This window comes from Rhodococcus sp. 05-2256-B1 (assembly GCF_002258465.1).
Taxonomy (GTDB): domain Bacteria; phylum Actinomycetota; class Actinomycetes; order Mycobacteriales; family Mycobacteriaceae; genus Rhodococcoides; species Rhodococcoides fascians.
This window is the reverse complement of sequence record NZ_NOZA01000041.1, coordinates 107,074-128,738: the sequence shown is the minus strand read 5'-3', so window position 1 is coordinate 128,738 and position 21,665 is coordinate 107,074. Positions and strand designations below refer to the sequence as shown.

Annotated in this window: 24 protein-coding genes and 1 riboswitch; of the genes, 13 read left to right on the top strand and 11 right to left on the bottom strand. The window is 63.6% G+C overall.

Going from position 1 to position 21,665, the window contains the following annotated elements; translation table 11 throughout:
* Window positions 1-17: 17 nt before the first annotated feature.
* Window positions 18-254: a hypothetical protein gene (locus tag CH285_RS26005; RefSeq protein WP_032371437.1), complete on the bottom strand. Its 237-nt coding sequence runs from the start codon at window positions 252-254 to the stop codon at window positions 18-20.
* Window positions 247-972: a haloacid dehalogenase type II gene (locus CH285_RS26000; protein ID WP_032371436.1), complete on the bottom strand. Its 726-nt coding sequence runs from the start codon at window positions 970-972 to the stop codon at window positions 247-249. Before CH285_RS26000 ends, CH285_RS26005 begins: the two co-directional genes overlap by 8 nt.
* A 112-nt stretch (window positions 973-1,084) precedes the next feature.
* On the opposite strand from CH285_RS26000, the gene CH285_RS25995 reads away from it, so the two are divergent.
* Window positions 1,085-1,546, top strand: coding sequence for a GNAT family N-acetyltransferase (locus tag CH285_RS25995; RefSeq protein ID WP_052068944.1), 462 nt, complete (start codon window positions 1,085-1,087; stop codon window positions 1,544-1,546).
* Window positions 1,547-1,568: 22 nt separating this feature from the next.
* Here CH285_RS25995 and CH285_RS25990 read toward each other — a convergent pair whose 3' ends face one another.
* Entirely contained in the window at window positions 1,569-1,880 is a 312-nt protein-coding gene (locus CH285_RS25990) for an aldo/keto reductase (RefSeq protein ID WP_032371435.1), read from the bottom strand.
* 93 nt (window positions 1,881-1,973) lie between these two features.
* Here CH285_RS25990 and CH285_RS25985 point away from each other — a divergent pair, with 93 nt between their 5' ends.
* Window positions 1,974-2,843 carry an AraC family transcriptional regulator gene (locus CH285_RS25985; RefSeq protein WP_032371434.1) on the top strand — a complete coding sequence of 290 codons (870 nt, stop codon included), beginning with the start codon at window positions 1,974-1,976 and terminating at the stop codon, window positions 2,841-2,843.
* Between the two features lie 117 nt (window positions 2,844-2,960).
* A complete protein-coding gene (locus tag CH285_RS25980; RefSeq protein WP_176456959.1) occupies window positions 2,961-3,455 on the top strand; it encodes a hypothetical protein in 495 nt (164 codons plus the stop codon).
* A 115-nt stretch (window positions 3,456-3,570) separates the two neighbouring features.
* Here the strand turns inward: CH285_RS25980 and CH285_RS25975 are convergent, their stop codons facing one another.
* Window positions 3,571-4,014 carry a MarR family winged helix-turn-helix transcriptional regulator gene (locus CH285_RS25975; protein ID WP_032407772.1) on the bottom strand — a complete coding sequence of 148 codons (444 nt, stop codon included), beginning with the start codon at window positions 4,012-4,014 and terminating at the stop codon, window positions 3,571-3,573.
* A 60-nt stretch (window positions 4,015-4,074) separates the two neighbouring features.
* Between CH285_RS25975 and CH285_RS25970 the strand changes: the two genes are divergently transcribed.
* Together CH285_RS25970 and CH285_RS25965 are read left to right on the top strand one after the other, a co-directional pair.
* Window positions 4,075-4,593: a phenolic acid decarboxylase gene (locus CH285_RS25970; protein ID WP_094642771.1), complete on the top strand. Its 519-nt coding sequence runs from the start codon at window positions 4,075-4,077 to the stop codon at window positions 4,591-4,593.
* Window position 4,594: 1 nt separating this feature from the next.
* Window positions 4,595-5,050: a DUF3237 domain-containing protein gene (locus CH285_RS25965; protein ID WP_032371430.1), complete on the top strand. Its 456-nt coding sequence runs from the start codon at window positions 4,595-4,597 to the stop codon at window positions 5,048-5,050.
* Between the two features lie 94 nt (window positions 5,051-5,144).
* Here CH285_RS25965 and CH285_RS25960 read toward each other — a convergent pair whose 3' ends face one another.
* Together CH285_RS25960 and CH285_RS25955 are read right to left on the bottom strand one after the other, a co-directional pair.
* Complete coding sequence (locus tag CH285_RS25960) at window positions 5,145-5,576, bottom strand: PPOX class F420-dependent oxidoreductase (protein WP_032371429.1); 432 nt, start codon at window positions 5,574-5,576, stop codon at window positions 5,145-5,147.
* Window positions 5,573-6,064, bottom strand: a complete 492-nt coding sequence (locus tag CH285_RS25955) for a tetratricopeptide repeat protein (protein ID WP_217900686.1) — start codon at window positions 6,062-6,064, stop codon at window positions 5,573-5,575. The genes CH285_RS25960 and CH285_RS25955 overlap by 4 nt, the downstream gene beginning before the upstream one ends.
* 344 nt (window positions 6,065-6,408) lie before the next feature.
* Between CH285_RS25955 and CH285_RS25950 the strand changes: the two genes are divergently transcribed.
* Window positions 6,409-6,879: a nuclear transport factor 2 family protein gene (locus CH285_RS25950; RefSeq protein ID WP_027494954.1), complete on the top strand. Its 471-nt coding sequence runs from the start codon at window positions 6,409-6,411 to the stop codon at window positions 6,877-6,879.
* Window positions 6,880-6,959: 80 nt separating this feature from the next.
* Here the strand turns inward: CH285_RS25950 and CH285_RS25945 are convergent, their stop codons facing one another.
* The 4 genes from CH285_RS25945 to CH285_RS25930 all read right to left on the bottom strand — a co-directional run bounded on the left by CH285_RS25945 (window position 6,960) and on the right by CH285_RS25930 (window position 11,166).
* Complete coding sequence (locus CH285_RS25945) at window positions 6,960-7,748, bottom strand: ABC transporter ATP-binding protein (protein WP_032371428.1); 789 nt, start codon at window positions 7,746-7,748, stop codon at window positions 6,960-6,962.
* Window positions 7,745-8,770 carry a FecCD family ABC transporter permease gene (locus tag CH285_RS25940; protein ID WP_032367955.1) on the bottom strand — a complete coding sequence of 342 codons (1,026 nt, stop codon included), beginning with the start codon at window positions 8,768-8,770 and terminating at the stop codon, window positions 7,745-7,747. Before CH285_RS25940 ends, CH285_RS25945 begins: the two co-directional genes overlap by 4 nt.
* On the bottom strand, window positions 8,767-9,792 hold the full coding sequence (locus CH285_RS25935) for an ABC transporter substrate-binding protein (protein ID WP_032371427.1): 1,026 nt from the start codon (window positions 9,790-9,792) through the stop codon (window positions 8,767-8,769). The genes CH285_RS25940 and CH285_RS25935 overlap by 4 nt, the downstream gene beginning before the upstream one ends.
* Before the next feature lie 6 nt (window positions 9,793-9,798).
* A riboswitch (cobalamin riboswitch) is annotated at window positions 9,799-9,921 on the bottom strand.
* A gap of 45 nt (window positions 9,922-9,966) precedes the next feature.
* The gene (locus CH285_RS25930) at window positions 9,967-11,166 is read right to left on the bottom strand and encodes an MFS transporter (RefSeq protein ID WP_032371426.1); all 1,200 of its coding nucleotides are present in this window, start codon (window positions 11,164-11,166) and stop codon (window positions 9,967-9,969) included.
* A 46-nt stretch (window positions 11,167-11,212) separates the two neighbouring features.
* Between CH285_RS25930 and CH285_RS25925 the strand changes: the two genes are divergently transcribed.
* The 4 genes from CH285_RS25925 to CH285_RS25910 all read left to right on the top strand — a co-directional run bounded on the left by CH285_RS25925 (window position 11,213) and on the right by CH285_RS25910 (window position 14,848).
* The gene (locus CH285_RS25925) at window positions 11,213-12,259 is read left to right on the top strand and encodes a LacI family DNA-binding transcriptional regulator (protein WP_032371425.1); all 1,047 of its coding nucleotides are present in this window, start codon (window positions 11,213-11,215) and stop codon (window positions 12,257-12,259) included.
* Between the two features lie 83 nt (window positions 12,260-12,342).
* Window positions 12,343-13,698 carry a putative bifunctional diguanylate cyclase/phosphodiesterase gene (locus CH285_RS25920; RefSeq protein ID WP_052068942.1) on the top strand — a complete coding sequence of 452 codons (1,356 nt, stop codon included), beginning with the start codon at window positions 12,343-12,345 and terminating at the stop codon, window positions 13,696-13,698.
* A gap of 10 nt (window positions 13,699-13,708) precedes the next feature.
* On the top strand, window positions 13,709-14,128 hold the full coding sequence (locus CH285_RS25915; RefSeq protein ID WP_027494960.1) for a TIGR03668 family PPOX class F420-dependent oxidoreductase: 420 nt from the start codon (window positions 13,709-13,711) through the stop codon (window positions 14,126-14,128).
* Between the two features lie 165 nt (window positions 14,129-14,293).
* Complete coding sequence (locus CH285_RS25910; protein ID WP_032371424.1) at window positions 14,294-14,848, top strand: GNAT family N-acetyltransferase; 555 nt, start codon at window positions 14,294-14,296, stop codon at window positions 14,846-14,848.
* On the opposite strand, the gene CH285_RS25905 is transcribed toward CH285_RS25910, so the two are convergent.
* A complete protein-coding gene (locus CH285_RS25905) occupies window positions 14,830-15,801 on the bottom strand; it encodes a hypothetical protein (RefSeq protein ID WP_032371423.1) in 972 nt (323 codons plus the stop codon). The genes CH285_RS25910 and CH285_RS25905 overlap by 19 nt on opposite strands.
* Window positions 15,802-16,105: 304 nt before the next feature.
* Here CH285_RS25905 and lysX point away from each other — a divergent pair, with 304 nt between their 5' ends.
* The 3 genes from lysX to CH285_RS25890 all read left to right on the top strand — a co-directional run bounded on the left by lysX (window position 16,106) and on the right by CH285_RS25890 (window position 21,528).
* The gene (gene lysX, locus CH285_RS25900; protein ID WP_094642770.1) at window positions 16,106-19,417 is read left to right on the top strand and encodes a bifunctional lysylphosphatidylglycerol synthetase/lysine--tRNA ligase LysX; all 3,312 of its coding nucleotides are present in this window, start codon (window positions 16,106-16,108) and stop codon (window positions 19,415-19,417) included.
* Between the two features lie 109 nt (window positions 19,418-19,526).
* Window positions 19,527-20,423, top strand: coding sequence for an alpha/beta fold hydrolase (locus tag CH285_RS25895; RefSeq protein WP_176458620.1), 897 nt, complete (start codon window positions 19,527-19,529; stop codon window positions 20,421-20,423).
* Between the two features lie 100 nt (window positions 20,424-20,523).
* Window positions 20,524-21,528 carry a beta-ketoacyl-ACP synthase III gene (locus CH285_RS25890; protein ID WP_027494965.1) on the top strand — a complete coding sequence of 335 codons (1,005 nt, stop codon included), beginning with the start codon at window positions 20,524-20,526 and terminating at the stop codon, window positions 21,526-21,528.
* The last annotated feature ends 137 nt before the right edge of the window (window positions 21,529-21,665 follow it).

Here is a 21,665-nt window from a genome sequence, read left to right as displayed (position 1 = left end):
GCCCGGAAACGACAGCGTCAGCGTCGCTTTCTGGTGAACAGAACACCGACAACGAGGCCGAGAACAGCGCCGAGGATGGGTAGGCCGAAGACAACGAACGCCGTTGTGTAGGTGATTCCCAACGAGCGGATGTAACTCGAACTGTCCACGACGAACGCGTAGTTGACCCGTCGCGGCCTGATCTCCCAGAGCAAGTATCCGAGCGAACCGATCAATCCGAGACACAACCCGACCAGGGTGCTCAACCTACGCATTGCCGTGCGTCCCGCGGGCTGCGTCGGCGAACTCTGCCATGCTCGGGAACTGCACCGCAAAACCGTAGTCGCCGTTCGGCTCCGGTGTTGCGCCCCACCCTGGCCGATCGTGTCTGCGATCGATCCACACCGACGCAAGGCCGTGACGCCGCGCCGGGACGTGATCGTGGAACAGACTCTGTGCCACGTGCAGGAGACGTGATTTGGGCACACCGAAGTCGTCGAGGATCGCGTCGAGCGCATCGAAATGGTTGTCCGCCGGCTTGTATGCGTGCACATCCTCGGCTGTGACGATGGCATCGAATTCAACGCCGAGCCGACGGTTGCTACCGGCAAAACCCGCGCGGTGCACGTTGGACAGAATCACCAGCTTGTAGTGCTCGGCGAGTGATACCAGTGCGTCCGCCGAGTCCGGAAAGGCCGGCCAGTCCGGAACGGAACCGGCGAGTCTGCCTGACCATTCCGGGGTGACCGGAATACCGAGCGCGTCGCCTGTTCGTCCGAATGCGTCGGCCAGGATGTCGGGATAGAGCATCGACGGTGAATCCTGCTGCGCCTGTGCTTCGTTGGGGGCATAGGCGGCGAGCAATTCGTCTTCGGACATCGGCGATCCTGCATCCGCAGCCCATGCGCCGAGCACGTCGCCGATCCCCGACTCCCAATCGATCAACGTTCCATAGCAATCGAAGCTCAAGACGTCGTAGTCGGCCAGGTTCATCGGGCTCCCTTGGGTATTCGGTGGCGGTCGGATCCGGATGCCTCTATCGTCTGCAGGTCATGTGCATCGTACTGCGGTTGGCCGACCCTCGACCGATCGATGGTCGGCGGTTGTGACGTCGACCCGGCTACGGCCGGCAGCCGCCACGGATGCCGAATTCCTGTACTCGATGGCCTCGGACGCCACAGTCATGCGGTGGGTGGGCGACGGAAAACCCTGGACAAGAACCTGTTTCGATGGTCGATTCAACCGCGCACTGGCGACGACGGACCTCGATACACCCGACCTGCCGATGTGGTCGATCGGCGTCGAAGACGCGGTACCGGTCGGAGTGCTGAGCCTCATCCGTCGCGCCGATCACGTCGAGGTGGGCTACTGGGTGCATCCAGAGCACTGGGGATGCGGCTGCGCAGGACGGATGCTGGGCCAGGCCCGCGAGACCGTGGGCAACCTCGCGTCGGTTGCGACAGTCGCACGCGGCAATGCCGCGTCGCAACGAGTGCTGGAGAAGGCACGTTTCACGGTCGTGCACGACGGTGATCCGTTGACCTATCGTCGATCACCGTCGTCCTGATTCGACTGCTCACCAGGTCCGATCACCAGGTCCGCAGTGGGCGTGGGCGCACCGACGTCCGCCCGCTCGTGACCCCGCGGACCATCGGACGCGCCAGGAATTCGTGCGGAAACCCCATGTCGATGGCGCTGACCGAATGCAGCCGCATCAACTGCGACTCGTCGAAGACGACATCGAGGGCACCGATGTTGTGCCGCAACTGTTCTGCCGTCCGCACACCGACCAACGAACTGACGACGGCGGGATGCAGCAGCGTCCATGCCAACGCCACCTGGGCCGGAGTCGCACCCAACTCTTCTGCCACCTCGACGACGACGTCGGCTGTGCGCACCATCTGAACCCGACCCAGCCGGGCTCGAAAAGTCGAGCCAGCCGTGCCTGCGCCTCCCTATCGTTGTCACCAGAACGAAGGAAAGGCCACCGGCACATGCTCGAACGATGGAATGCAGCACTCGATTACATCGAGGACAACCTCGACCACGACATCGACCCGGCACAGCTCGCTCGCATCACCCTCACGTCCGACTATCACTTTCGACGCGTGTTCTCCGCGCTGGCCGGAATCCCACTGTCGACGTACATCCGACAACGGCGAATGTCGTTGGCAGCCGCAGACATTCTCGCCGGCATCGGGGTGCTCGACGTCGCGACCAAATACGGCTACAGCGGCGACGCATTCACTCGCGCATTCCGAGACATGCACGGGGTCACACCATCCCACGCCCGCAAACCAGGGACCACCCTCCGCTCCAGACCACCACTGGCATTTCACCTGACCATCGAAGGAAAGAGCACCATGGACTACCGCATCACCGAACTGCCCGCATTCCACATCATCGGCAAATCGACGCGAATCCCCCTCACATTCCACGGCGAGAACACCGCCATGACCCAGTTCCACCAGACCTTGCCCACCGGATTCGGCGAACAACTCCGCCGACACGCCGACCTGCCCGAACTCCCCCACATCCTCTTCGTCAGCGATGGCTTCGAGGCCGACCGAACCGACGGCAGTCTCTTCGACTACTACTTCGCCGTCGCCACCACAGCCCCCATACCGGCCGACCTGGACTCCCTCAGCGTCCCCGCATCGACATGGGCGGTCTTCGAAACACGCAGCGACACCGCACTCGCCCCAGCACTACAACAACTCTGGGCCGACGCATTCAGCGAATGGTTCCCCTCCCACCCCTTCCACATCACCCCCGGCCCGGAAATTCTGACCGTCACCGACAACACACCCGACTGGTCATCGGGAGCCGGAGAACTCTGGATCCCGGTTGCCCGCAACCAATGACTCCCCGCCCGCCCTGGCTACTCAATGTGACATTTGGTGGCCTTTTCGGGGGTCAATGGCACATCCGGTGGACTGTGGGGGCGGGTGTCGCTGCCAACTCATGACTAATCTGGCGTGATGTCCAGTGGTCGCCGGAACGCGTTGCGGCGAAGGTATCTGTCGCTCGGCCTGGGTGAGCTGTCCGCCGCAGCGGTGTTTGCTTCGATTGCGCTCACCATGGCAGAACCACGACTCGACGACAGAGAGGACTCACTCGCCATGTGGTCTGCTCTCGTCCCGTTGCTCGCCGTCCTCGTGCAGGCGGGAGTTTATTGGTTGATGGCGCGATCCTGGGTCGAACTCAACCCGATGCCACCGGTCATTCGCGCGATCTTTCGCGTATGTCGAGTCGCAAACGTCCCACTGTTGGCGGTTGGGCTCATCGGTGTCGTCGTATGGTTCCCGTCGAGCGCCGGAATTGGCGTCGCACTGCTCGTCGTGTGGCTGTTCGCCGTTGTCGAATTCGTCAACTACTTCGTGGTTCGACTGTCGTATCCCGCACACCGCTGGTGGTCGACAGTCGGTCAGATGCGCACTCCTCGGCTTGTCCTCGACATCAACACGCGTCGCTGATCGAAACAGGGACCATTAGCACGACATCCCGGTACTCAATGTGACATTCGGTGGCCTTTTCGGGGGTCAATGGCACATCGAGTGGACTGCATGGGTGCGGACGCACCGCCGAGAATCAGGAGCTGCGGCGGGAGAGGATGCTGGTGATTTCCGCCAAGGCCGGCAGAGCTGCGGCGATGGCTTCGCGGTTGTGTCGACTCAGTTCGTCCAGTGCGTCCGCGAGTACTCGGGAGCTCGCCGCGTCGTATTCGGCGAGGAGCTTCACAGCTTTCGGCGATGCGGTGAGTGTCGCCCCTCGAAGGTCACCGGCGGTGATCGATCTTTCCACCAGGCCGGCGTCGACCATCGCTCTGATCAGGTTGCTCACGGTGGATCGGGCCAGGTTGAGGCGGGTGGCAAGGCGTCCCGGACTCATGGACGGTTCTGCTGCGAGGGCTCGCATCACCTCGATGTGCGAGTCGGCGATGTCGGGCAACTGCGCGACATCCCGCGTCGCCCGGAGCAGTGATCGCCGCAGGGGCCCCAGCTGTCGGCCCAATTCCGTTGCGGTGGAGTCCATACGTCGATGATCGCACAGATAGTTTTGCCGCAAACATAGTTTTGTGACAAAATTAAGACCATGACCACAGTCGAGAACCCCATCCCCAGCCAAGATCTGAGCGGCATCGTCGGGCATCGCTTCATCTACACGTACGCCAACAGCTGGCAGTACGAGATGTATGTCAAGAACGCGACCACGATCGACTACCGAATTCACACCGGCATGGTCGGCGGACGCTGGGTCAAAGACCAGGAAGTCGATCTCGTCAAGCTCGACGACGACGTCTACAAGATCTCATGGAACGAGCCCACCGGAACCTCGGTCGTCGTCAACGTCATCCCAGGCAAGCGTCGTCTGCACGGAACCATCTTCTTCCCGCAGTGGATCGAATTGGACGGAACCAAAACGGTCCTCTACCAGAACGATCACCTCGACGAAATGCGTGCGTACCGCGACGCCGGACCGACCTACCCCATCTATGTCGTCCCCGAGTTCGCCACGATCACGCTCTTCGAGAACGTCGGAGCCGACGACGAGACCATCGTGTCCGTCGCACCTGGCGATCTTCCCGACGGCTTCGCGGACCGAACGAACTGACGTGCGCCCCGATCTGACGTTCGTCGCGCACTTGTCCGTCACGGTCGGGGAGCCCATCGATCTCGGCCAGGTCAGCGACGGACATCGACGCCTCGTGCCGATCCTCGGTGGGACCGTCGACGGGCCGGTGATACGAGGACGCGTCCTGGCCGGCGGCGCCGACCACCAGGTCCTCAGATCGGCCACTGTCACCGAACTCGACGCCCGATATGCACTCGAGACCGACACAGGCGAACGGATCTCGGTCCACAACGTCGGGGTTCGCACCGGCAGCGAACAGGACATCGACGCATTGACTCGCGGCGAGCAGGTTCCCGCCGACCGAATCTACTTCCGCACCCTTCCCCGACTGTCGACGTCCGCCGACTCCCTCAGCTGGATGAACGGGACACTCTTCGTGGCCACCGGTGAACGTTTACCGAATTCCGTCGAACTGGACGTCTACCAACTCACATGACAGAGGCGGATGTGCACCGACCCCAGTGCACTCAGTGGCACATTCAGTGGCCTTTTCGGGGGTCAATGGCACATCGAGTGGACTGCCTAGGCGATCAGGTGAGGCTTTCGCCGTAGACGTGGTCGACGGCGATGGTCACCAGAACTCGGCGATCCGCGGCCATTGCGGCGCGGTATTCGTTCCAGTCGGGGTGCTCTCCGGCGGCGGCGCGGTAGTAGTCGACCAGCGCATCGATTTCGGGGCTGTTCGGGTTCGCGCCCGGTCCGGTGAGAATGACGGATCCTTCTGCTGTTGCCCAGGCCTTGCCGTCGGCGCTGGTCACTTCGAGTGCAGCGCGCGGGTCTCGGCGTAGGTTGGCCGTTTTCGCTCGTCCTTCGGTGACCGAAATCTTGATTGTTCGCTCGGTGCGATCGTAGAACGGCGTCACCGGCGACAGTTGCGGCAGGCCGCTCGCTTTTATCGTGGCGAGTACGCCGAGTCGGCTGCGCTCGAGGAGGTCGTGTGGATCGAATGCTCCGCTGGTCATGGCTTCACCTCGGGGTCGTCGAACGAACTGGCACGATCATGGTGGGCAACACGGTCGTCGGTGCCGCTGTTCCTCGGCCTGTCGGTAGGGAGGTCGTCGGCATAAGTTCCGATTGCGCGACGGTATGTGCCGAGCGCAGGCTTCGCTGCCTGCAGTGCCGCCTTCAGCGCGCCAGCACCATCGCCCAGATCCCACAGGATCAGGGCAATGAATGCATCTCGCGCAGAGGAGAATTCGTCGGAAAACTCGAAGTCTTCCAACACACGCGACGCCTCCTGGAGTCGGCCGACATTACGCAGCGAACTGGCGAGCTGAATTCTGGCCTTGCTCTCGTGCGCGGAATCGAGCCCACTCGACAGCGCCGCCTCGTACAACGGAATCGCAGCCGATTCTTCGCCCAGAAAATCCTCGAGCGACGCACGTTCGAACAGTGTCTTTGCTCGGGAAAGCCTTGTCGCCGAGAGCAACTGATTCATCTCCGACCGCATCAGAGCAGGCTCGCAGTCATCTGCGTGGCACCAGAACGCAGCTATGGAGTCCATCTGGGCCCCCCGGGATTCGGCCGGACCGCTACCGACGAACGACATGCGCTCACGTTCGTCCCCTCACCAGTCCATCCTTGCAGAGCATGCCTACGCTTGGAACCTTCACTCTGCGATGTTCTCTGAACCGAAGCGAAGTACACGATCGGTGTGAGTCGTCATCGACGGTATCGGCCGGGCTGCGAACTCGAAAAGATGGTGAACAGCACCACCACCGACCTGGGTGAAGCCGGGTCTCGAAACGTCCCACTCGATTGACACGTCGGTGAACGGTAAGCAAACGTATAGCCATGCAACTGAGATTTCTGGCCGGCATCTCGACGGCCTTCGCATGCAAGCTTCTGCTGATGCGAGTGCTGACCCTCAAGTTGCAGCGAGACATCGAGGCGCTCAACAACGGAAACTATCGCCCACTGCTCTCGTCGTTCCACCGAGACGCGGTGCTCAAATTCGCCGACGGTGACAGCCGATGGTCGGGCACCCACCGCGGACGACCGGCAATCGAAAAGTTCTTCCAGGACTTCGTCGCCGCCGGCATCCGCGGGCAGGTCACGGAAATCTACAGCGGCGGAGCCCCCTGGCGCATGACCCTCCTCGTCCGCTTCGACGACCAAGCACACGCAGCCGACGGCACCGAGTTGTACAGCAACCGAACGGTGCTCCTGGTCCGCACCAGTTGGGGCAAAATCGTCTCGCAAGAGGACTTCTTCGAGGACACCACACGCATCGACGCATTCGAGCGGAAATTGCGCCAACTCTAGATTCGGTCTCCCCTCCCCCCAGTTCGCCCCTTCCCCCCGGTACTCAATGTGACATCTAGTGGCCTTTTCGGGGGTCAATGTCACATCGAGTGGACTCCGGGGGCGGTCGGTCGGGGGCGGCGATAGGTCACCTGGGGGTAGTCGTCGGTATGCGAGACGCTGGCGTGCACGTTGTACACCTCGCGCACCAGGTGTTCGGTGATCACTTCGTGTGGGGTTCCCGATGCCACGATGCTGCCGTTGTTCAGAACGATGATGCGGTTGCAGAACATGGCGGCGAGGTTGAGGTCGTGGAGGGCGATGTAACTGCTCAGGGGTAGTCCTGCGACGAGGGTGAGGATGTCGAGTTGGTGTTGGATGTCGAGGTGGTTGGTCGGCTCGTCGAGCAGTAGTTCGGTGGGTTGTTGCGCGAGGGCCCGTGCGATCTGGGCGCGTTGGCGCTCTCCGCCGGAGAGGGTGTGCCAGCGTCGGGTGGCTTTCGACGCCATGGCGGTGTCGGTGAGTGCCTGTTCGATCGCGGCGTCGTCGGCTGCTGTGTCTCCGCCGAGGATGCCGTGGTGGGGGATGCGGCCCAGGCGTACGACGTCGCGGACGGTGATGTCGACGTCGGTGTCGGAGTGTTGGTCGACCATCGCTACGCGGCGGGCGATGCTGCGACGACGTTGGGTGCGCAGGTTCTTTCCGTCGAGCAGCACGTCGCCGCTGTCGGGTGCCACGATGCCGGCGAGGATTCGTAGTAGCGACGATTTGCCGGAGCCGTTGGGGCCGATGAGCCCGATGGTCTCGCCCGGTTCCGGCGCGAAGCTGATGCCGTCGAGAATCGGGTTCCCGCCACGGGTCCACCGGATGTTGTTGACGTGCAACGTCATCGGGATCTCCTGAGTCGAAACAGAATGAGCGCGAATGCCGGCACGCCGATGAGTGCGGTCACCACTCCGACGGGTATCTCCTGCGGGGCGAACAGCGTTCGGGCGATGGTGTCGACCCACACCATGAAGATCGCGCCGATGACCACCGTCGTCGGCAGCAGCCGTCGATGCCGTGCGCCGACGAGAAAACGTGCGGCGTGCGGCAGAACAAGACCCACGAACCCGATGGCTCCGGCGGCGCTGACGAGCGAGGCCGTGATCAGTGCGGTGATGACCAACAACAGAATTCGCACCCACTTGACCGGAACACCGAGAGACGCGGCCGCGTCGTGCCCAAATGTGAAGGCGTCGAGGGCCGAGGTGTTGAACAGACACACCACCATTCCGAGCAGCGCAACCGATCCGCACAGCACCACGTCCGACCAGTCGGCACCGCTCAGCGATCCGAGAAGCCAGAACAGCACGCCGCGTGTCTGTTCGGCGTCGGCCGAGGAAATGACGATGAACGACGTCAGTGCCGAGAACAGCTGCGTCCCCGCGACCCCGGCCAGCACCACGCGGTCGTTTCCGCCGCCCGCCCCTGCGGCCAGCAGCATCACCAGGACGAACGAGAGCAGCGCACCGGCGAATGCCCCTGTGGACAAGGACAATGCACCACCGCCGACGCCGAGAACCGCGACGAGGACCGCTCCGGTGGATGCACCGGACGAAATGCCCAGGACGAAGGGATCGGCGAGAGGGTTGCGCAGCAGTGATTGCATGATCGCACCGCACAGCGCAAGACCCGCACCGCACACGGCGGCCAGCAAGGTCCGGGGCAGGCGCAGCTCCCAGACGATTCCGTCCTGGATGCGACTGACTCCCGAACTCCCGATACCCATGTGCGTCAATATCACTCGATATACGTCGGGCACCGAGACGTTCGCAGGTCCGATGGTGACGGCGACGCCGATCGAGAGCACCAACAACGCCGATCCTGCGAGCAGCAGTGGGACGAGCACCCCGCGATCGGTGCGGCTCATCGCGACGCCATTCCCCAATCCTGCAGCGCGGCCGCAACTTTCTCGACGCCGTCGATCGTCCGAATGGACGGGTTCAGATCGGCACCGTTGACGACGATGTACCGCTTGTTCTCGACGGCGGGCATCCGGTTCGTGACCGAGTTCGACTCGAGGAAATCGATCTTGCTGTCCAGGGCGTCCCCGGCGATACTGCGTCGGCTCAGATCTGCGAGCACCAGTGCAGTCGGGTCGCGATCGAGCACACTCTCCCAATTGACCTGTGGCCATTCGTCGGTGGTGTCGGCGTAGATGTTCTCGGCACCGACGGAGTCGGTGATGATGCCCGACGATCCACAGCAACCTGCCATGTACGGCGTGTCGGTGTCGGCGAACCAGTAGGCCAACGACACACCTGACGCGTCGACCGAGCCGGAGGCTTTCTCGAACCGATCCTGCAGTTCGGCGACCAGACGCTCACCGCGGTCTCGTACGTCGAAGACCGCCGCGAGATCGCGAATCTCCCGATAGACGGTGTCGATCACCAGCGGCTCCGTGCGGGCACCGTCGGAATTGACGCTCTCTTCCGTCTTGCCTTGACAGTCGGTGGGCGAGAGGTAGTTCGGCACGCCGAGTTGCTCGAATCTGCTCCGATCTGCGACGCCCCCGGGTCCGAGTGTGCCGCCGAAGGACGCGGACACGAAATCGGGCTCGGTATCCAACACGACCTCGAGCGACGGCTTGTTGTCCGCCAGCCTCGGCACCTTGGCGTTCTCGGATTCGAGGTTCGAGCGGACCGGGTCGGTCCAGGTTGCGGTGCCCACCATCCGGTCTGCGAGTCCGAGCGAGAGCAGTATTTCGGTCGAGCTCTGGTTCAACGACACCGCACGTTGCGGTGGTGCGTCGACGACGACGTCGCGTCCGCAGTTCTCGATGGTCAGGGGATAGTTTCCGGAGGTGTCGGTGGACGCGTCGGGGGTCGACGTGGTCGAACAACCGACCAGAAGGATGGAGACAGCGCCTAGTGCGGCGAGAGAGGTACGCATCGAAGAGCTTCCTGCTTGGGGCTCGTGTCGCGGAGCCGCGGGTGGGTTCGATCACGACGTCCGAGCATTCGGACTTCGAGCTCTCACCCGTCACCGTTGCGCGCCAGCTCCGGAATTGCACCGGATTCCCTCGTTCGTCGCGTGCTGACCCTATCGTGCTGGAGGGCCGAGAGGTCAGTGCGCCGGTGTCGAGACCGGTACCGACGGATACGAGCTCGGAAAGGCTCTGCGCGCGACCACTACGACGGTGAGTGCCACAGCCACCAGGATCGTCGCCGCAGCGGTCACCGCCCCGATACCCCTGGCGTCGACGACGACGCCTCCCACCAGGGCCCCGGTGGCAATGGCCAGTTGGAAGGCGACGACATAGATAGCGGACGCCTTGTCGGCGTCGGCGGGGGCGGCCCGAACCACGGCGGACTGGATGCAGACCGGCAGTGTGGTGAAGGCCAGACCCCACAACGCGATCGCCCCGACAGCAAGGACGGCCAGGCTGCCCGGTGCTGCGCTGAGGGTGCCCCACAGGATCGCCGTCGCGGCCGCGACGGCACCCAGAGCTGCGATGGTGGAGGGCCGCGGCCAACGGTCGTACGTTCTGCCGATCACCCAGATACCGACGACCCCGAACAAACCGTAGAGCATCAACATCAGCGTCAGAGTGGTTCCGGCCGAACCGATTGCGCGATCGACGATGAGCGAGAAGTACGTGTACGCGGCGAAATGGCCGAGGACGGCCAGGAACGTCACTCCACACAGGATCGCCAGGGTGCCGTCGAGCACCCGCGGTGATTTCTTGTTGCCCGCAGCTGCTCGGGTGACCGGTAGTGCGGGGAGGACGAAGTAGAGCGCCACCGCGATAGCGGCGGCGACGACACCGAGAATCGTTGCAGCAGTACGCCACCCGAACCACTGACCCATGGCCGCGGTGATCGGATTTCCGGCGACCAACGCCAACGAGGTGCCGGCGTACACCGTGGCGATCGCTTTTCCTTGCTTACCGGGAAGTGCGAGTGACGCCGCGACGGGTGCGACCACGGCCCAGAAGACTCCGTGGGTGGCCGCGCACAGCATCCTCGACAGCACCAGCATCGGGTACCCGACGGACACCGCGGACAGCAGTTGCGAAAAGGCCAGTGCTGCAACGGTGATGACGACGACCCGTCGCCGCGGCCAGTCGCGTACGAACCTGATCAACGGCATGGTCATGACGGCGACGCCGTATGCGTAGAAGGTCAGCAGCAGACCGACTGCGGATTCGCCGACGCCGAGATCGCCCGAGATCTCCGGAAGCAGACCCACGGGCAACGTTTCGGCCGTGACATAGATGAAGGCGGCTGCACCGAGGACCAGCAGCTTGGGGAGGGGCGACGACATGGTGTGTATCGTTACACAGATGGTCGACGCACGCTAAGGTGACCCCGTGAACAATCGGGTGACGATGGCCGACGTCGCGGCGTCTGCGGGAGTCTCCACCATGAGCGTCTCGTACACCTACAACCAGCCCGACCGCGTCTCGCCTGCCACCCGAGACCGCGTCCACGCAGCGGCGGCGGCCCTCGGATACGCAGGTCCCAACCGTGCGGCACGCTCGCTCCGCAGCGGAAAGCACAACAGCATCGGCGTCGTACTCGGTGAAAAACTCACCTATGCCTTCGAGGATCCCCAGGCCCGACGGTTCCTCTCGGGCATCGCCGACGCGTGTCTCGACGCCGACACCGCGCTGGTGATGTTGCCGAACCTGCACCGCGACAGCGACATTGCGAGAATTCGCGACGCGCAGGTCGACGGCTACGTCGTCTGGACCACCGGCGTCGACGACCCCGTCCTCGACGTGCTCGTCGGCACCGGTCGACCCACCTGCGTCCAGGGCGGCCCCCAGCATCCGGGATTGAACTCCATCGGAATCGACGACCGCGCTGCAGCTGACGCGATCGCCACCATTGCTCTGCGCAATCGACGTCGGCCCGCGATCGTTGCGCTGCGACCCGATTCGCGACGCGAATCGACGGTGGTGCACGGCGCCGACGCGTCGGACATCTCGATGCCGGTGACCCGCGCACGACTCGAGGGCTACCGCGATGCGTGCATGCGTCGAGGAATCGAGTGGTCGACGGTACCGACGCTGTTCACCACCCACAATTCGCGCGAAGAGGGCACACGGGCAGCGCGACTGTTGTTGCGCGACAACGTCGTCGATGTGATATTCGCAATGAGCGACGAACTCGCCTTCGGCGCACTCGACGCGGCGACGGGTGCCGGGATCGACATTCCCGGCCACGTCGCACTGACCGGATGGGACGACTCCCCTGCAGCGGCGGCGGCCCACTTGACCACCGTCGCGCAATCGTTGTTCGACCAGGGCCGATCGGCGGCCCGGTGGGTGCTCGGTCTCAGCGACGCCGTCGACGCGGCGGTGTGGAACATCGAGACGCGAGGGTCGACGGGCACGCTGCGTGAGGTCCAGTAAAAAGGGCGTGCTCCCCGTTTATAGGCGTTAAGCAAACTCTTCGGCTAGTATCGCCGGTGGCCGTCCGGCTACGAGGGGGCACTGTGAGTCGAGAACACGACACGCCGCTCCGCCGTGCCGACCCCAACCCGACGCTCGACGCCCTCACCGGGCTTGCGAACCGGGACGAAATCCTGGCCACCATCACCGCCGCGCTGGTCGACCTGGGTCCTGACCAGCACTTCAGCGTCCTCCTCGTCGACATCGACGGCTTCCGCGAATTCAACGACGCGCTCGGCCCGGCCCAGGGCGACGAGCTGCTGTGCATGGTCGCCGACCGACTCACCGCATCGACCCGACCCGGCGACACCATCGGCCGACTCACCGGCGACGAATTCGTCATCGTCGCCTACGGCTGCCATTCCCTGGCAGCCCGAGCGATGGCCGCGGGATTCGCCAGCATCTTCGAGCCCCCCTTCGAGCTCGGCGGCCGTCAACTCACCCTCACCGCCAGCGTCGGTGTCGCGTCCACCACCGGCAGCACCGATCGCGCCACCCAGCTGGTACACAACGCCACCGCCGCCATGCATGCCGCCAAAGCCACCGGCCGCAACCGGCATCACATCTTCACCGACGAGCTGCACCACACCAACCGCACGCGGCTCGAGCTCCTCGAACGACTGCGCGGAGTCGCCATGACCGCGCGCGAGCTCACCATGGTCTACCAACCCATCGTCGAACTCGCGACCGGAGCCGTCGTCGGAGCCGAAGCCCTCATTCGGTGGAACCACCCCGAACTCGGACTCCTGATGCCCGACGCCTTCATCCCCCTCGCCGAAGACAACGACCTGATAATCCCCCTGAGCATGTGGATTCTCACCGACGTCGCGACAACCATTGCCGACTGGCAATCCCGAGCGATCATGCTCCAGGTCGGTGTCAACGTCAGCCCCGCACACTTCGCCGCAGGAACCCTGGCCACCGACGTCATCGACATCGTCGACACCCACGGCATCGAACGCGGTCGACTCGCACTCGAACTCGCCGAATCGCAGACGCTGCACGACCTCGACGCCGTGCACTACCAACTCCGCGACGTCCAACGCCACGGCGTCCTCATCGCCATCGACGACTTCGGCTCCGGCTTCTCCTCCCTCGAACGACTCGCCACCCTCCCCGTCGACATCCTCAAAATCGACAGATCCCTCACCCAACACCTCGACAGCACCAACCTCCACCGACGCCGCGCCATGACCACCCTCTGCACCGCACTCGTCGACGTCACCACCACCCTCGGCAAAGACACCGTCATCGAAGGCATCGAGACCACCGAACAACTCCGAATCTGCACCGACATGGGCGTAACCTTCGGCCAAGGACACCTACTCGGACGACCCATGCCCGTCGCCGACCTCGAGCAATACATCACCCGACACAGCAGCCACAGCGAATCCGCATGAGGAACCGAACGTGAAGATAGACAACGAAATTCAACGCTTCACCGACGCACCCCGCGCCCAACTCTCCACCATCAACCCCAACGGCACCCCACACCTGGTCCCCATCGTCTTCGCTGTCGCGCCCACCGGCGATCGCATCTACACAGCCATCGACTGGAAACCCAAAACCACCCAGAAACTGCAGCGACTCGAGAACATCCACGCCGATCCCGCCGTCAGCCTCATCGTCGACCACTACTCCGACGACTGGTCCCAACTCTGGTGGATCCGCGCCGACGGCAACGCCCGCATCGTCGACGCGGGCAGCGCCGAAGGCACAGTCGGTACCGACACCCTCGTCGCGAAATACAGCCAGTACAAGAACAACCGACCCGAGGGCCCGGTCATCGTCATCGACAAACTGTCCTGGAGATCGTGGTCAGCTTCCTGATCGTTTTCCTCCTCTCCACAGCATCGCCCACCCACCGCCTGACCACTCAATGTGACATCTGGTGGCCCTTTCGACCGTCAATGGCACATCGAGTGGACTGCACGTGGGTCGGACGGCACCGAAAAACCAGTGGAATCGGCAGTAGCAGGGAGTCAGACTGTCTCAATGGTCAGCAAACCTCCCGTTCGGATTGTCACCGACCGTCTCGTGGTTCGACGCGAGACGGCAGACGATGCTGTCGTCATTGCCGAGGCGATCGAGCGAAATCGGGTCCGCCTGCTGCCGTGGCTCGGTTGGGCCACCGAGGACGCTGCAAACAGGTCGGCGCAGATCGTCCGCATCGCGGAAAGCCGGAAGCTGTGGGACGCCGACGAAATGTACGACTACGGGATTTTCGGTCGATCCACCAGCGCATTCCTGGGGAAGATTGCATTGCACCGACGAGTCGGACCGGGTGGGATCGAAATAGGGTACTGGCTCGACAGTGCAGCCGAGGGTGACGGCATCATCTCCGAAGCCACCGCGACCCTCACGCAAGAGGCATTGAAACTCGCCGACGTCGATCGCGTCGAAATTCATTGCGATGCAGCCAATTCGAGGAGTCGAGCCGTTCCGCAGCGGCTGGGTTTCGTCCTCGACAGGATCGAGCCGCGAGGCTTGGCCGCTGCGGCCGAAACCGGGGACCACATGATTTGGGTGTATCAGCCCGATCGGCGGTAGGACGGGTCGACGGTGACGTCGGGGCGCGGACGCGCGAGCGCCTGTCGGTACCGGGACCGCAGGTCGGAGAGAACACGTTCCGGATCGTCGCGAATATCGCTCGGCAGGTGAGTCACGACAATGATGCCGGCGTTCTGAGCGCGCTCCCGTCGTTCTACGGTGGCGCGGTGCGCCGCGGGTGACAGGTGATATTCGAGCGAGTCGATCTCCCAGTCGAGGGCGACGTCGTCGAGCCAATTGTCGGCCACCAGCAGCAACCTGCCCGACTCGTCGCGTACCGCGACATTGTGAGTCATCGGGGGAAGACCACTGCGCGCGTACAACTTCTGCGCGTGTGCTTCGGCAACGGAGTGCGCGCCGGCGGCCAGTTCGCGAAGTACTCGACGAGGCATCGCGGTGCCGCGCGTAGTGCCGGCGTCCAGTTCCTTCATGATCGCCTCGATCGTTGCGGCACCCCGCTGAACGACACTGGCAACGAGCGCCATGCACTGCTCGGCGTTCTTCATGCGGCGAATCGCGTCGCACAAACACCGAACGACCGGCGCGACAGGAAGACCCGACTTGCTTTCCGCCGTCGGCATCCGCCACGTACGTTCCACCGCGGCGAAGCTCACGGACCTGCGGTGCTGCGCCTCGGGAATGAGCACGAACGTCTCCTCGTACGAGCCGGATGTACCGAGACCATGCAACGCCAGCCCGGCCCGACCACTGATGACGCCATCACGACCGCAGTAGATGGACGCGGCAACCGCCCGCTCCAAGGGCGTCAGCGAACGGTTCTTCAAGAACACCAGGCCAGGTAGCGCCCGTGACCAGATACCGTCCGGCAGCGTGCGCCGAACAATCGTCTTCGACGCGACGCCGAGTTCGAGAAGATGAGCAGTCCGCACCAGCCCGCGATCCGATGCGGCCGCAATTACCCTCGCATCGACCCGTGCGCCGCCCCTCTTCATACAGACGATCCTGCACGCTCGGCCGGACACCGATCGCACCCGACGTCGCACTATCAACAGCCCTGTGGATAACCGAATACCTGTGGACAAACGCATACAGGAAGGGTGGCCCACACTCTGACTCGAGCAAGGCCAGGCGCGCTCTCGTGACCGGACGCGAGTCCACTCGATGTGCCATTGACTGCCGGAAAGGCCACCAAATGTCACATTGAGTGGACGGCGGGGCGGCAACAGGCAACCCACCCACCTCAGCGGGGATACCGTCTATCTTGCAACTCGTGCGTTCTTATTTCGGGAGTGAGACATGACGGCGACAGCAGTTCCCTCGGATCGGTCGGGTACCACGGCACCACGGTCGTTTTCGCCGCCGCAGCGCGGTCGGTTGAGTGAGGTTCCGCATATAGCGGGGCTGGTGCTCGGTGTGTTCGCGGCGGCGTTGTTTCTGTGGAGTCTGTCGCCCACTTTGCGGTATCTGGTTCATGCGCCGCGGGAGTATGTCGACACGTATTACTTCGATGCTCCGGATACGAGTTTGTCGTGGGCGTTGGTTGTCGGGTTGTTGGCGGCGGCGTTGGCGAGTCGGAAGCGTATTGCGTGGTGGTTGCTGACGATTTATTTGGTGTTGTTGGCGATCACGAATGTCGCGGAGGGCATCGAGGACAAGAACGTCAGTTCGTGGATTGCGTTGGCGGTTCATGTCGTCGTGACGGGTCTGCTGATCGCGTCGCGCAAGGAGTTCTACACGCGGGTTCGGCGCGGTGCGGTGTGGAAGGCGCTCGGGGTGCTCGTGTTGGGAGCGGCCGTCGGCACGATTGTCGGGTGGGCGTTGGTGGCCTTGTTCCCGGGTTCGTTGCCGGAGGGTCAGACGTTCCTGTGGGCGTTCAACAGGGTGACGGCGTTGGCGACGGTGGACAACGAGCAGTTCGACGGTAGGCCGAACGGTTTCGTCAATACGGCGTTGGGACTGTTCGGAGCGCTGGCGTTGCTCGGTGCCGTGGTCACGTTGTTTCGGTCGCAGCGGTCGAGCAATGCGTTGACCGGGCGCGACGAGTCGGCTCTGCGCGGCCTGCTCGACAAGTGGGGTGCCGACGATTCCCTCGGTTACTTCGCGACCCGCCGCGACAAGGGCGTCATCTTCGCCACCAGCGGCAAGGCGGCGGTGACGTATCGCGTCGAGGTCGGGGTGTGTCTGGCCAGTGGTGACCCGATCGGCAACCCCGAGGCGTGGCCACATGCGATATCCGAATGGCTCGACCTGGCCGAGAAGTACGGCTGGACCCCAGCTGTCATGGGGGCCAGCGAGATCGGGGCCACGGCCTACAAGCGGGCCGGCCTGAGTGTTCTCGAACTCGGCGACGAAGCAATCCTGAAAACCAAAGATTTCAACCTCAATGGACGCGAGATGCGTCCCGTGCGTCAGGCCGTCAACCGGGCTCGCAAAGCGGGTGTCGTGGTCACCGTGCGTCGTCATCGCGATATTTCGGTCGAGGAGATGGACGAGATCATTGCCTGCGCGGATGCGTGGCGCGATACCGAGACCGAGCGTGGCTTCTCGATGGCGCTGGGCCGGTTGGGCGATCCGCTCGACGGCGATTGTCTTCTGGTGCAGGCGGTTCAGGGCGAGAAGATCGTCGGTGTTCTGTCGCTGGTGCCGTGGGGTCGGACCGGCGCGTCGTTGGACCTGATGCGCCGCGATCCGGCGTCGCCGAACGGTGTCATCGAGTTGATGGTGACCGAACTTGCCACCGGCGCAGATCATTTCGGTGTCAGCAAGATTTCGCTGAACTTCGCGGTGTTCCGTGCTGCGTTCGAGGAGGGTAGTCGGATCGGGGCCGGTCCGGTCCTGCGAATCTGGCGCAGCGTATTGGTGTTCTTCTCGCGCTGGTGGCAGCTCGAGGCGCTGTATCGCTCGAATGTGAAGTACTTGCCGGAATGGGAGCCGCGCTACCTGTGCTTCGCCGACAATCGGGTGCTGCCGAAGGTCGGTGTCGCGTCGGCCATCGCCGAAGGCTTCTTGACTCTGCCGACCTTTCGGCGCGCCTCGAAGCACACCGGGTCCCACGTCGCGGTGCCGGCAGCGTTGGTCGACGCCGAGGACATTCATCCCGACGGCAGCGGACCCGAGACTCCCGCAGACGACACCGTGCCCGGCCGCAAACGTCCCGACCAGGTACGCGTGCGCATGGCCAAACTCGATCGTCTCGAAAGTGACGGCATCGAGGGCTATCCCGTCGCCTATCCCCCGACACACACCGTCGGTGAAGCGGCGGCTTCGCCCCAGGGCACGACCGTCCGAATTGCGGGTCGAATACTGCGCATTCGCGACTACGGCGGCGTGTCGTTCGCCGTCATCCGGGACTGGTCGGCCGATATTCAGGTGCTGTTCGACCGCGAACGCGTCGGCGACAGAATCGAGGAATTCGATGCCGACTTCGACCTGGGTGACCTCATCGAAGTCAGTGGCACCATCGGATACAGCAGGCGTGGTGAGCTGTCGCTGCTCGCCACCGAGTGGCGAATGAACGCCAAATGCCTGCACCCTCTACCCGACAAGTACCGCGGTCTGACCGATCCGGAAGCGCGAGTACGGCAGCGGTACGTGGACCTGGCGATCAACCGCGATGCGCGCGCGCTGATGATCGCACGCTCGAATGTGGTGAAGTCGCTTCGTGATTCACTGAGCGATCGCGGCTACATGGAGGTCGAGACACCGATCCTGCAGCAGGTACACGGCGGTGCGAACGCTGCCCCGTTCGTCACCCACATCAATGCCTACAACCTGGATCTGTACCTGCGCATCGCACCGGAGCTCTATCTCAAGCGGCTGTGCGTCGGCGGCATGGAGAAGGTCTTCGAGATCGGGCGAGTGTTCCGCAACGAGGGAGCGGACTTCAAGCACAATCCGGAGTTCACGATCCTCGAGGCGTACGAGGCACACAGTGACTACGAGCGCGCAATGGTGTTGTGCCGCGAACTGATTCAGCGTGCAGCCGTGGCAGCGCACGGCCGCGAAATCATTCTGCGTCCCGACGGCCCGGACGGCGAGATGATCGAGATCGACATCTCCGGAGAATGGCCCGTCAAGACACTGCACGGTGCCGTCGCCGAAAAATTGGGTGTTCCCGTCGAGCCGTCGACGCCCCTGGACGAGCTGCAGCGGCTGTGCGACGAGAACGCCATCCCCTACGAGAAGTCGTGGGACGCGGGTGCCGTCGCCCAGGGCATGTACGAGCACCTGGTGGAGGACTACACCGAATTCCCCACCTTCTACAAGGACTTCCCGACGTCGATGTCGCCGTTGACGAGACCGCATCGGAGCATCCCCGGCGTCGCCGAAAAGTGGGACCTGGTGGCGTGGGGGGTCGAACTGGGCACGGCCTACAGCGAGCTGACCGATCCCGTCGATCAACGTCGACGCCTCACCGAGCAGTCGTTGCTGGCTGCGGGTGGCGACGAAGAAGCGATGAGCTTGGACGAGGACTTCCTGCAGGCGCTCGAGCACGGGATGCCCCCGACCGGCGGCCTCGGCATGGGCGTCGACCGCGTCGTCATGCTCATCACCGGCGGCAGCATTCGCGAGACACTCGCGTTTCCGCTGGCCAAACCGCGTCAATGACGGTCCTCCCGAGGCGATCCTTCGCGCGAAAGTTGCAAAACGGGGCGAATAATGGAAACTGGAGACTCAAACAGACCTTGAGTCGGCTATGCATGGTGGGGACGAAAACATGGATCACGGGAACCGAACTGAGCGCGAGGCATTGTTTCCCGTGAAACATCCTCCCGGGCAGTACGTCGAAGTAGACGGGCAACGTCTGCATCTGTTCGTCCGGGGAACCGGCCCCACGATCGTTCTCTGCGGCGGCCTGGGCAGTAACTGGTTCGACTGGAACGACACCGTCGATATCTTGAGCGCCCGCCATCATGTCGTGGTTCTCGACCGCCCCGGCTTCGGACTCAGCGACCCTCTACCCGATGGCGCCACTCCCAACGTCCGCGGCGAGGCCGACAGGATCGTCGGCGTCCTCGACGCGCTCGGTGTCACCGAGCCGGCCGTCGTCGCGGGTCACTCGATTGCCGGCTTCTACGCAGAAGCAGTGGCCCGGCTGTACCCGTCGCGCATACGTGGTGTTCTTCTCCTGGACTCGAGCGCCGAGTCCGACCCCCGCCGCATCCTTCCGGCGGCTCTGCGAGTGCGCGCAGCGCATTCCCTGTCGACGCTACTGAGCCGCACGGACCTTCAGCGGCTCGTCGGCCCGCGCGTCCGACCGATACTCAACCAGGCGACGCCGCCCGACGGGACACCGAAGGACGTCGTCGACTGGGTCGACGACATCTACCGCAGGCCTACCTATCTCACGGCTGCACTCGTCGAAGATGTCGTCTACCCGGACCTCGCGGCCGAATTGAACCGACTTCGGAAGCGATTGCCACTCGTTGTTCCCGTTATCGTCGCGGCCGCCCACACCGGACGCCCGTCCCCGTGGGGACGCAGATGGATCAAGACCCAGCGCAAGCTGGCCACATACTTGCGAGCGGATTTCACCGTCGTCATACCCGCCCATCACCACGCCATGATCGACAAACCCGCCGAGGTCGCGGCGCTCATCACCGAACTGGTGTGAACCTTTCCCGTCGACGCACGTAACGTGTGTCGACGAGCCCGTAGCCCAAGACCCGAGCCGAAGCTCGGCGATGGCGCGGTAGCACGAGAGGAAATTGAAGATGGGTGCGATCAGCACAACGCAAGGTCGACAGTCGAAGATGCTCGGTCTGGGCGTTCACCGCCCCGAACGAATAGTCACCAACGATGAGATCTGCGAGTTCATCGACTCCAGTGACGAGTGGATTCAGACGCGATCGGGCATCAAGAACCGCCGATTCGCCGACCCCGAAGAAAACGTCGTCCAGATGTCGATCTCGGCAGGCCGAAAAGCACTCGAAGCCAGCGGCATCTCCGCCGAGCAGGTCGACACCGTCATCGTCGCGACCTCCACACACCTCGAACTGACACCCCAAGCAGCCGCCAAGGTTGCCCACGGACTCGGCACCAAAGGACCGGCCGCGTTCGACATCTGCGCCGGATGCGCAGGCTTCTGCTACGCACTCGCCGTCGCATCGGACCTGGTCAAGGCCGGAACCTCGCAGTATGTCCTCGTCATCGGAGCCGAGCAGCTCAGCGTCACCACCGACCCGTACGACCGCACCACCCGCTTCATCTTCGCCGACGGCGCCGGAGCCGTCGTCGTCGGACAGAGCGACGAAACCGAAATCGGACCCGCCGTATGGGGGTCCGACGGCTCGCAGTCCGACGCCATCGTGCAGACCACGGACTGGTACGAATACATCACGACAGCCAACATGGAACGACCCTGGATCAGGATGAACGGAATCTCCGTCTTCCGCTGGGCTGCATTCGAGATGGGCAAGGCCGCACAGAAGGTACTCGACGTCGCCGGCATCAAAACCGACGAACTGCACGCCTTCATCCCGCACCAGGCCAACAGCCGCATCACCGACCTGCTGGCGAAGAGTCTCAACCTGGACGAAGGCACCGCCGTCGCCAACGACATCGCCGAAACCGGCAACACCTCGGCTGCGTCCATCCCCCTGGCAATGGAAGAACTACTGCGCACCGGAAAAGCCAAAGCCGGAGACACCGCACTCCTGCTCGCCTTCGGTGCAGGACTGTCCTACGCCGGACAAGTCGTCAAACTCCCGAAGCTGTAATCACTCCACCTGTCCGCAGCCCACACCCACCCGCAGTCCACCTATCCGCAGTCCACTCGATGTGACATTCAGTGGCCTTTTCGGCAGTCAATGTCACGTTGAGTGGACTCGGGCCGGGTGGGGTGGGTGCGGGTGGA

Bases quoted from the DNA above. Each gene is read 5' to 3' on its own strand.
- CH285_RS26005 (WP_032371437.1), bottom strand. From the start codon at position 254: ATGCGTAGGTTGAGCACCCTGGTCGGGTTGTGTCTCGGATTGATCGGT.
- CH285_RS26000 (WP_032371436.1), bottom strand. From the start codon at position 972: ATGAACCTGGCCGACTACGACGTCTTGAGCTTCGATTGCTATGGAACG.
- CH285_RS25990 (WP_032371435.1), bottom strand. From the start codon at position 1,880: ATGGTGCGCACAGCCGACGTCGTCGTCGAGGTGGCAGAAGAGTTGGGT.
- CH285_RS25985 (WP_032371434.1), top strand. From the start codon at position 1,974: ATGCTCGAACGATGGAATGCAGCACTCGATTACATCGAGGACAACCTC.
- CH285_RS25980 (WP_176456959.1), top strand. From the start codon at position 2,961: ATGTCCAGTGGTCGCCGGAACGCGTTGCGGCGAAGGTATCTGTCGCTC.
- CH285_RS25975 (WP_032407772.1), bottom strand. From the start codon at position 4,014: ATGGACTCCACCGCAACGGAATTGGGCCGACAGCTGGGGCCCCTGCGG.
- CH285_RS25970 (WP_094642771.1), top strand. From the start codon at position 4,075: ATGACCACAGTCGAGAACCCCATCCCCAGCCAAGATCTGAGCGGCATC.
- CH285_RS25960 (WP_032371429.1), bottom strand. From the start codon at position 5,576: ATGACCAGCGGAGCATTCGATCCACACGACCTCCTCGAGCGCAGCCGA.
- CH285_RS25955 (WP_217900686.1), bottom strand. From the start codon at position 6,064: ATGCGGTCGGAGATGAATCAGTTGCTCTCGGCGACAAGGCTTTCCCGA.
- CH285_RS25950 (WP_027494954.1), top strand. From the start codon at position 6,409: ATGCAACTGAGATTTCTGGCCGGCATCTCGACGGCCTTCGCATGCAAG.
- CH285_RS25945 (WP_032371428.1), bottom strand. From the start codon at position 7,748: ATGACGTTGCACGTCAACAACATCCGGTGGACCCGTGGCGGGAACCCG.
- CH285_RS25940 (WP_032367955.1), bottom strand. From the start codon at position 8,770: ATGAGCCGCACCGATCGCGGGGTGCTCGTCCCACTGCTGCTCGCAGGA.
- CH285_RS25935 (WP_032371427.1), bottom strand. From the start codon at position 9,792: ATGCGTACCTCTCTCGCCGCACTAGGCGCTGTCTCCATCCTTCTGGTC.
- CH285_RS25930 (WP_032371426.1), bottom strand. From the start codon at position 11,166: ATGTCGTCGCCCCTCCCCAAGCTGCTGGTCCTCGGTGCAGCCGCCTTC.
- CH285_RS25910 (WP_032371424.1), top strand. From the start codon at position 14,294: ATGGTCAGCAAACCTCCCGTTCGGATTGTCACCGACCGTCTCGTGGTT.
- CH285_RS25905 (WP_032371423.1), bottom strand. From the start codon at position 15,801: ATGAAGAGGGGCGGCGCACGGGTCGATGCGAGGGTAATTGCGGCCGCA.
- lysX (WP_094642770.1), top strand. From the start codon at position 16,106: ATGACGGCGACAGCAGTTCCCTCGGATCGGTCGGGTACCACGGCACCA.
- CH285_RS25895 (WP_176458620.1), top strand. From the start codon at position 19,527: ATGGATCACGGGAACCGAACTGAGCGCGAGGCATTGTTTCCCGTGAAA.
- CH285_RS25890 (WP_027494965.1), top strand. From the start codon at position 20,524: ATGGGTGCGATCAGCACAACGCAAGGTCGACAGTCGAAGATGCTCGGT.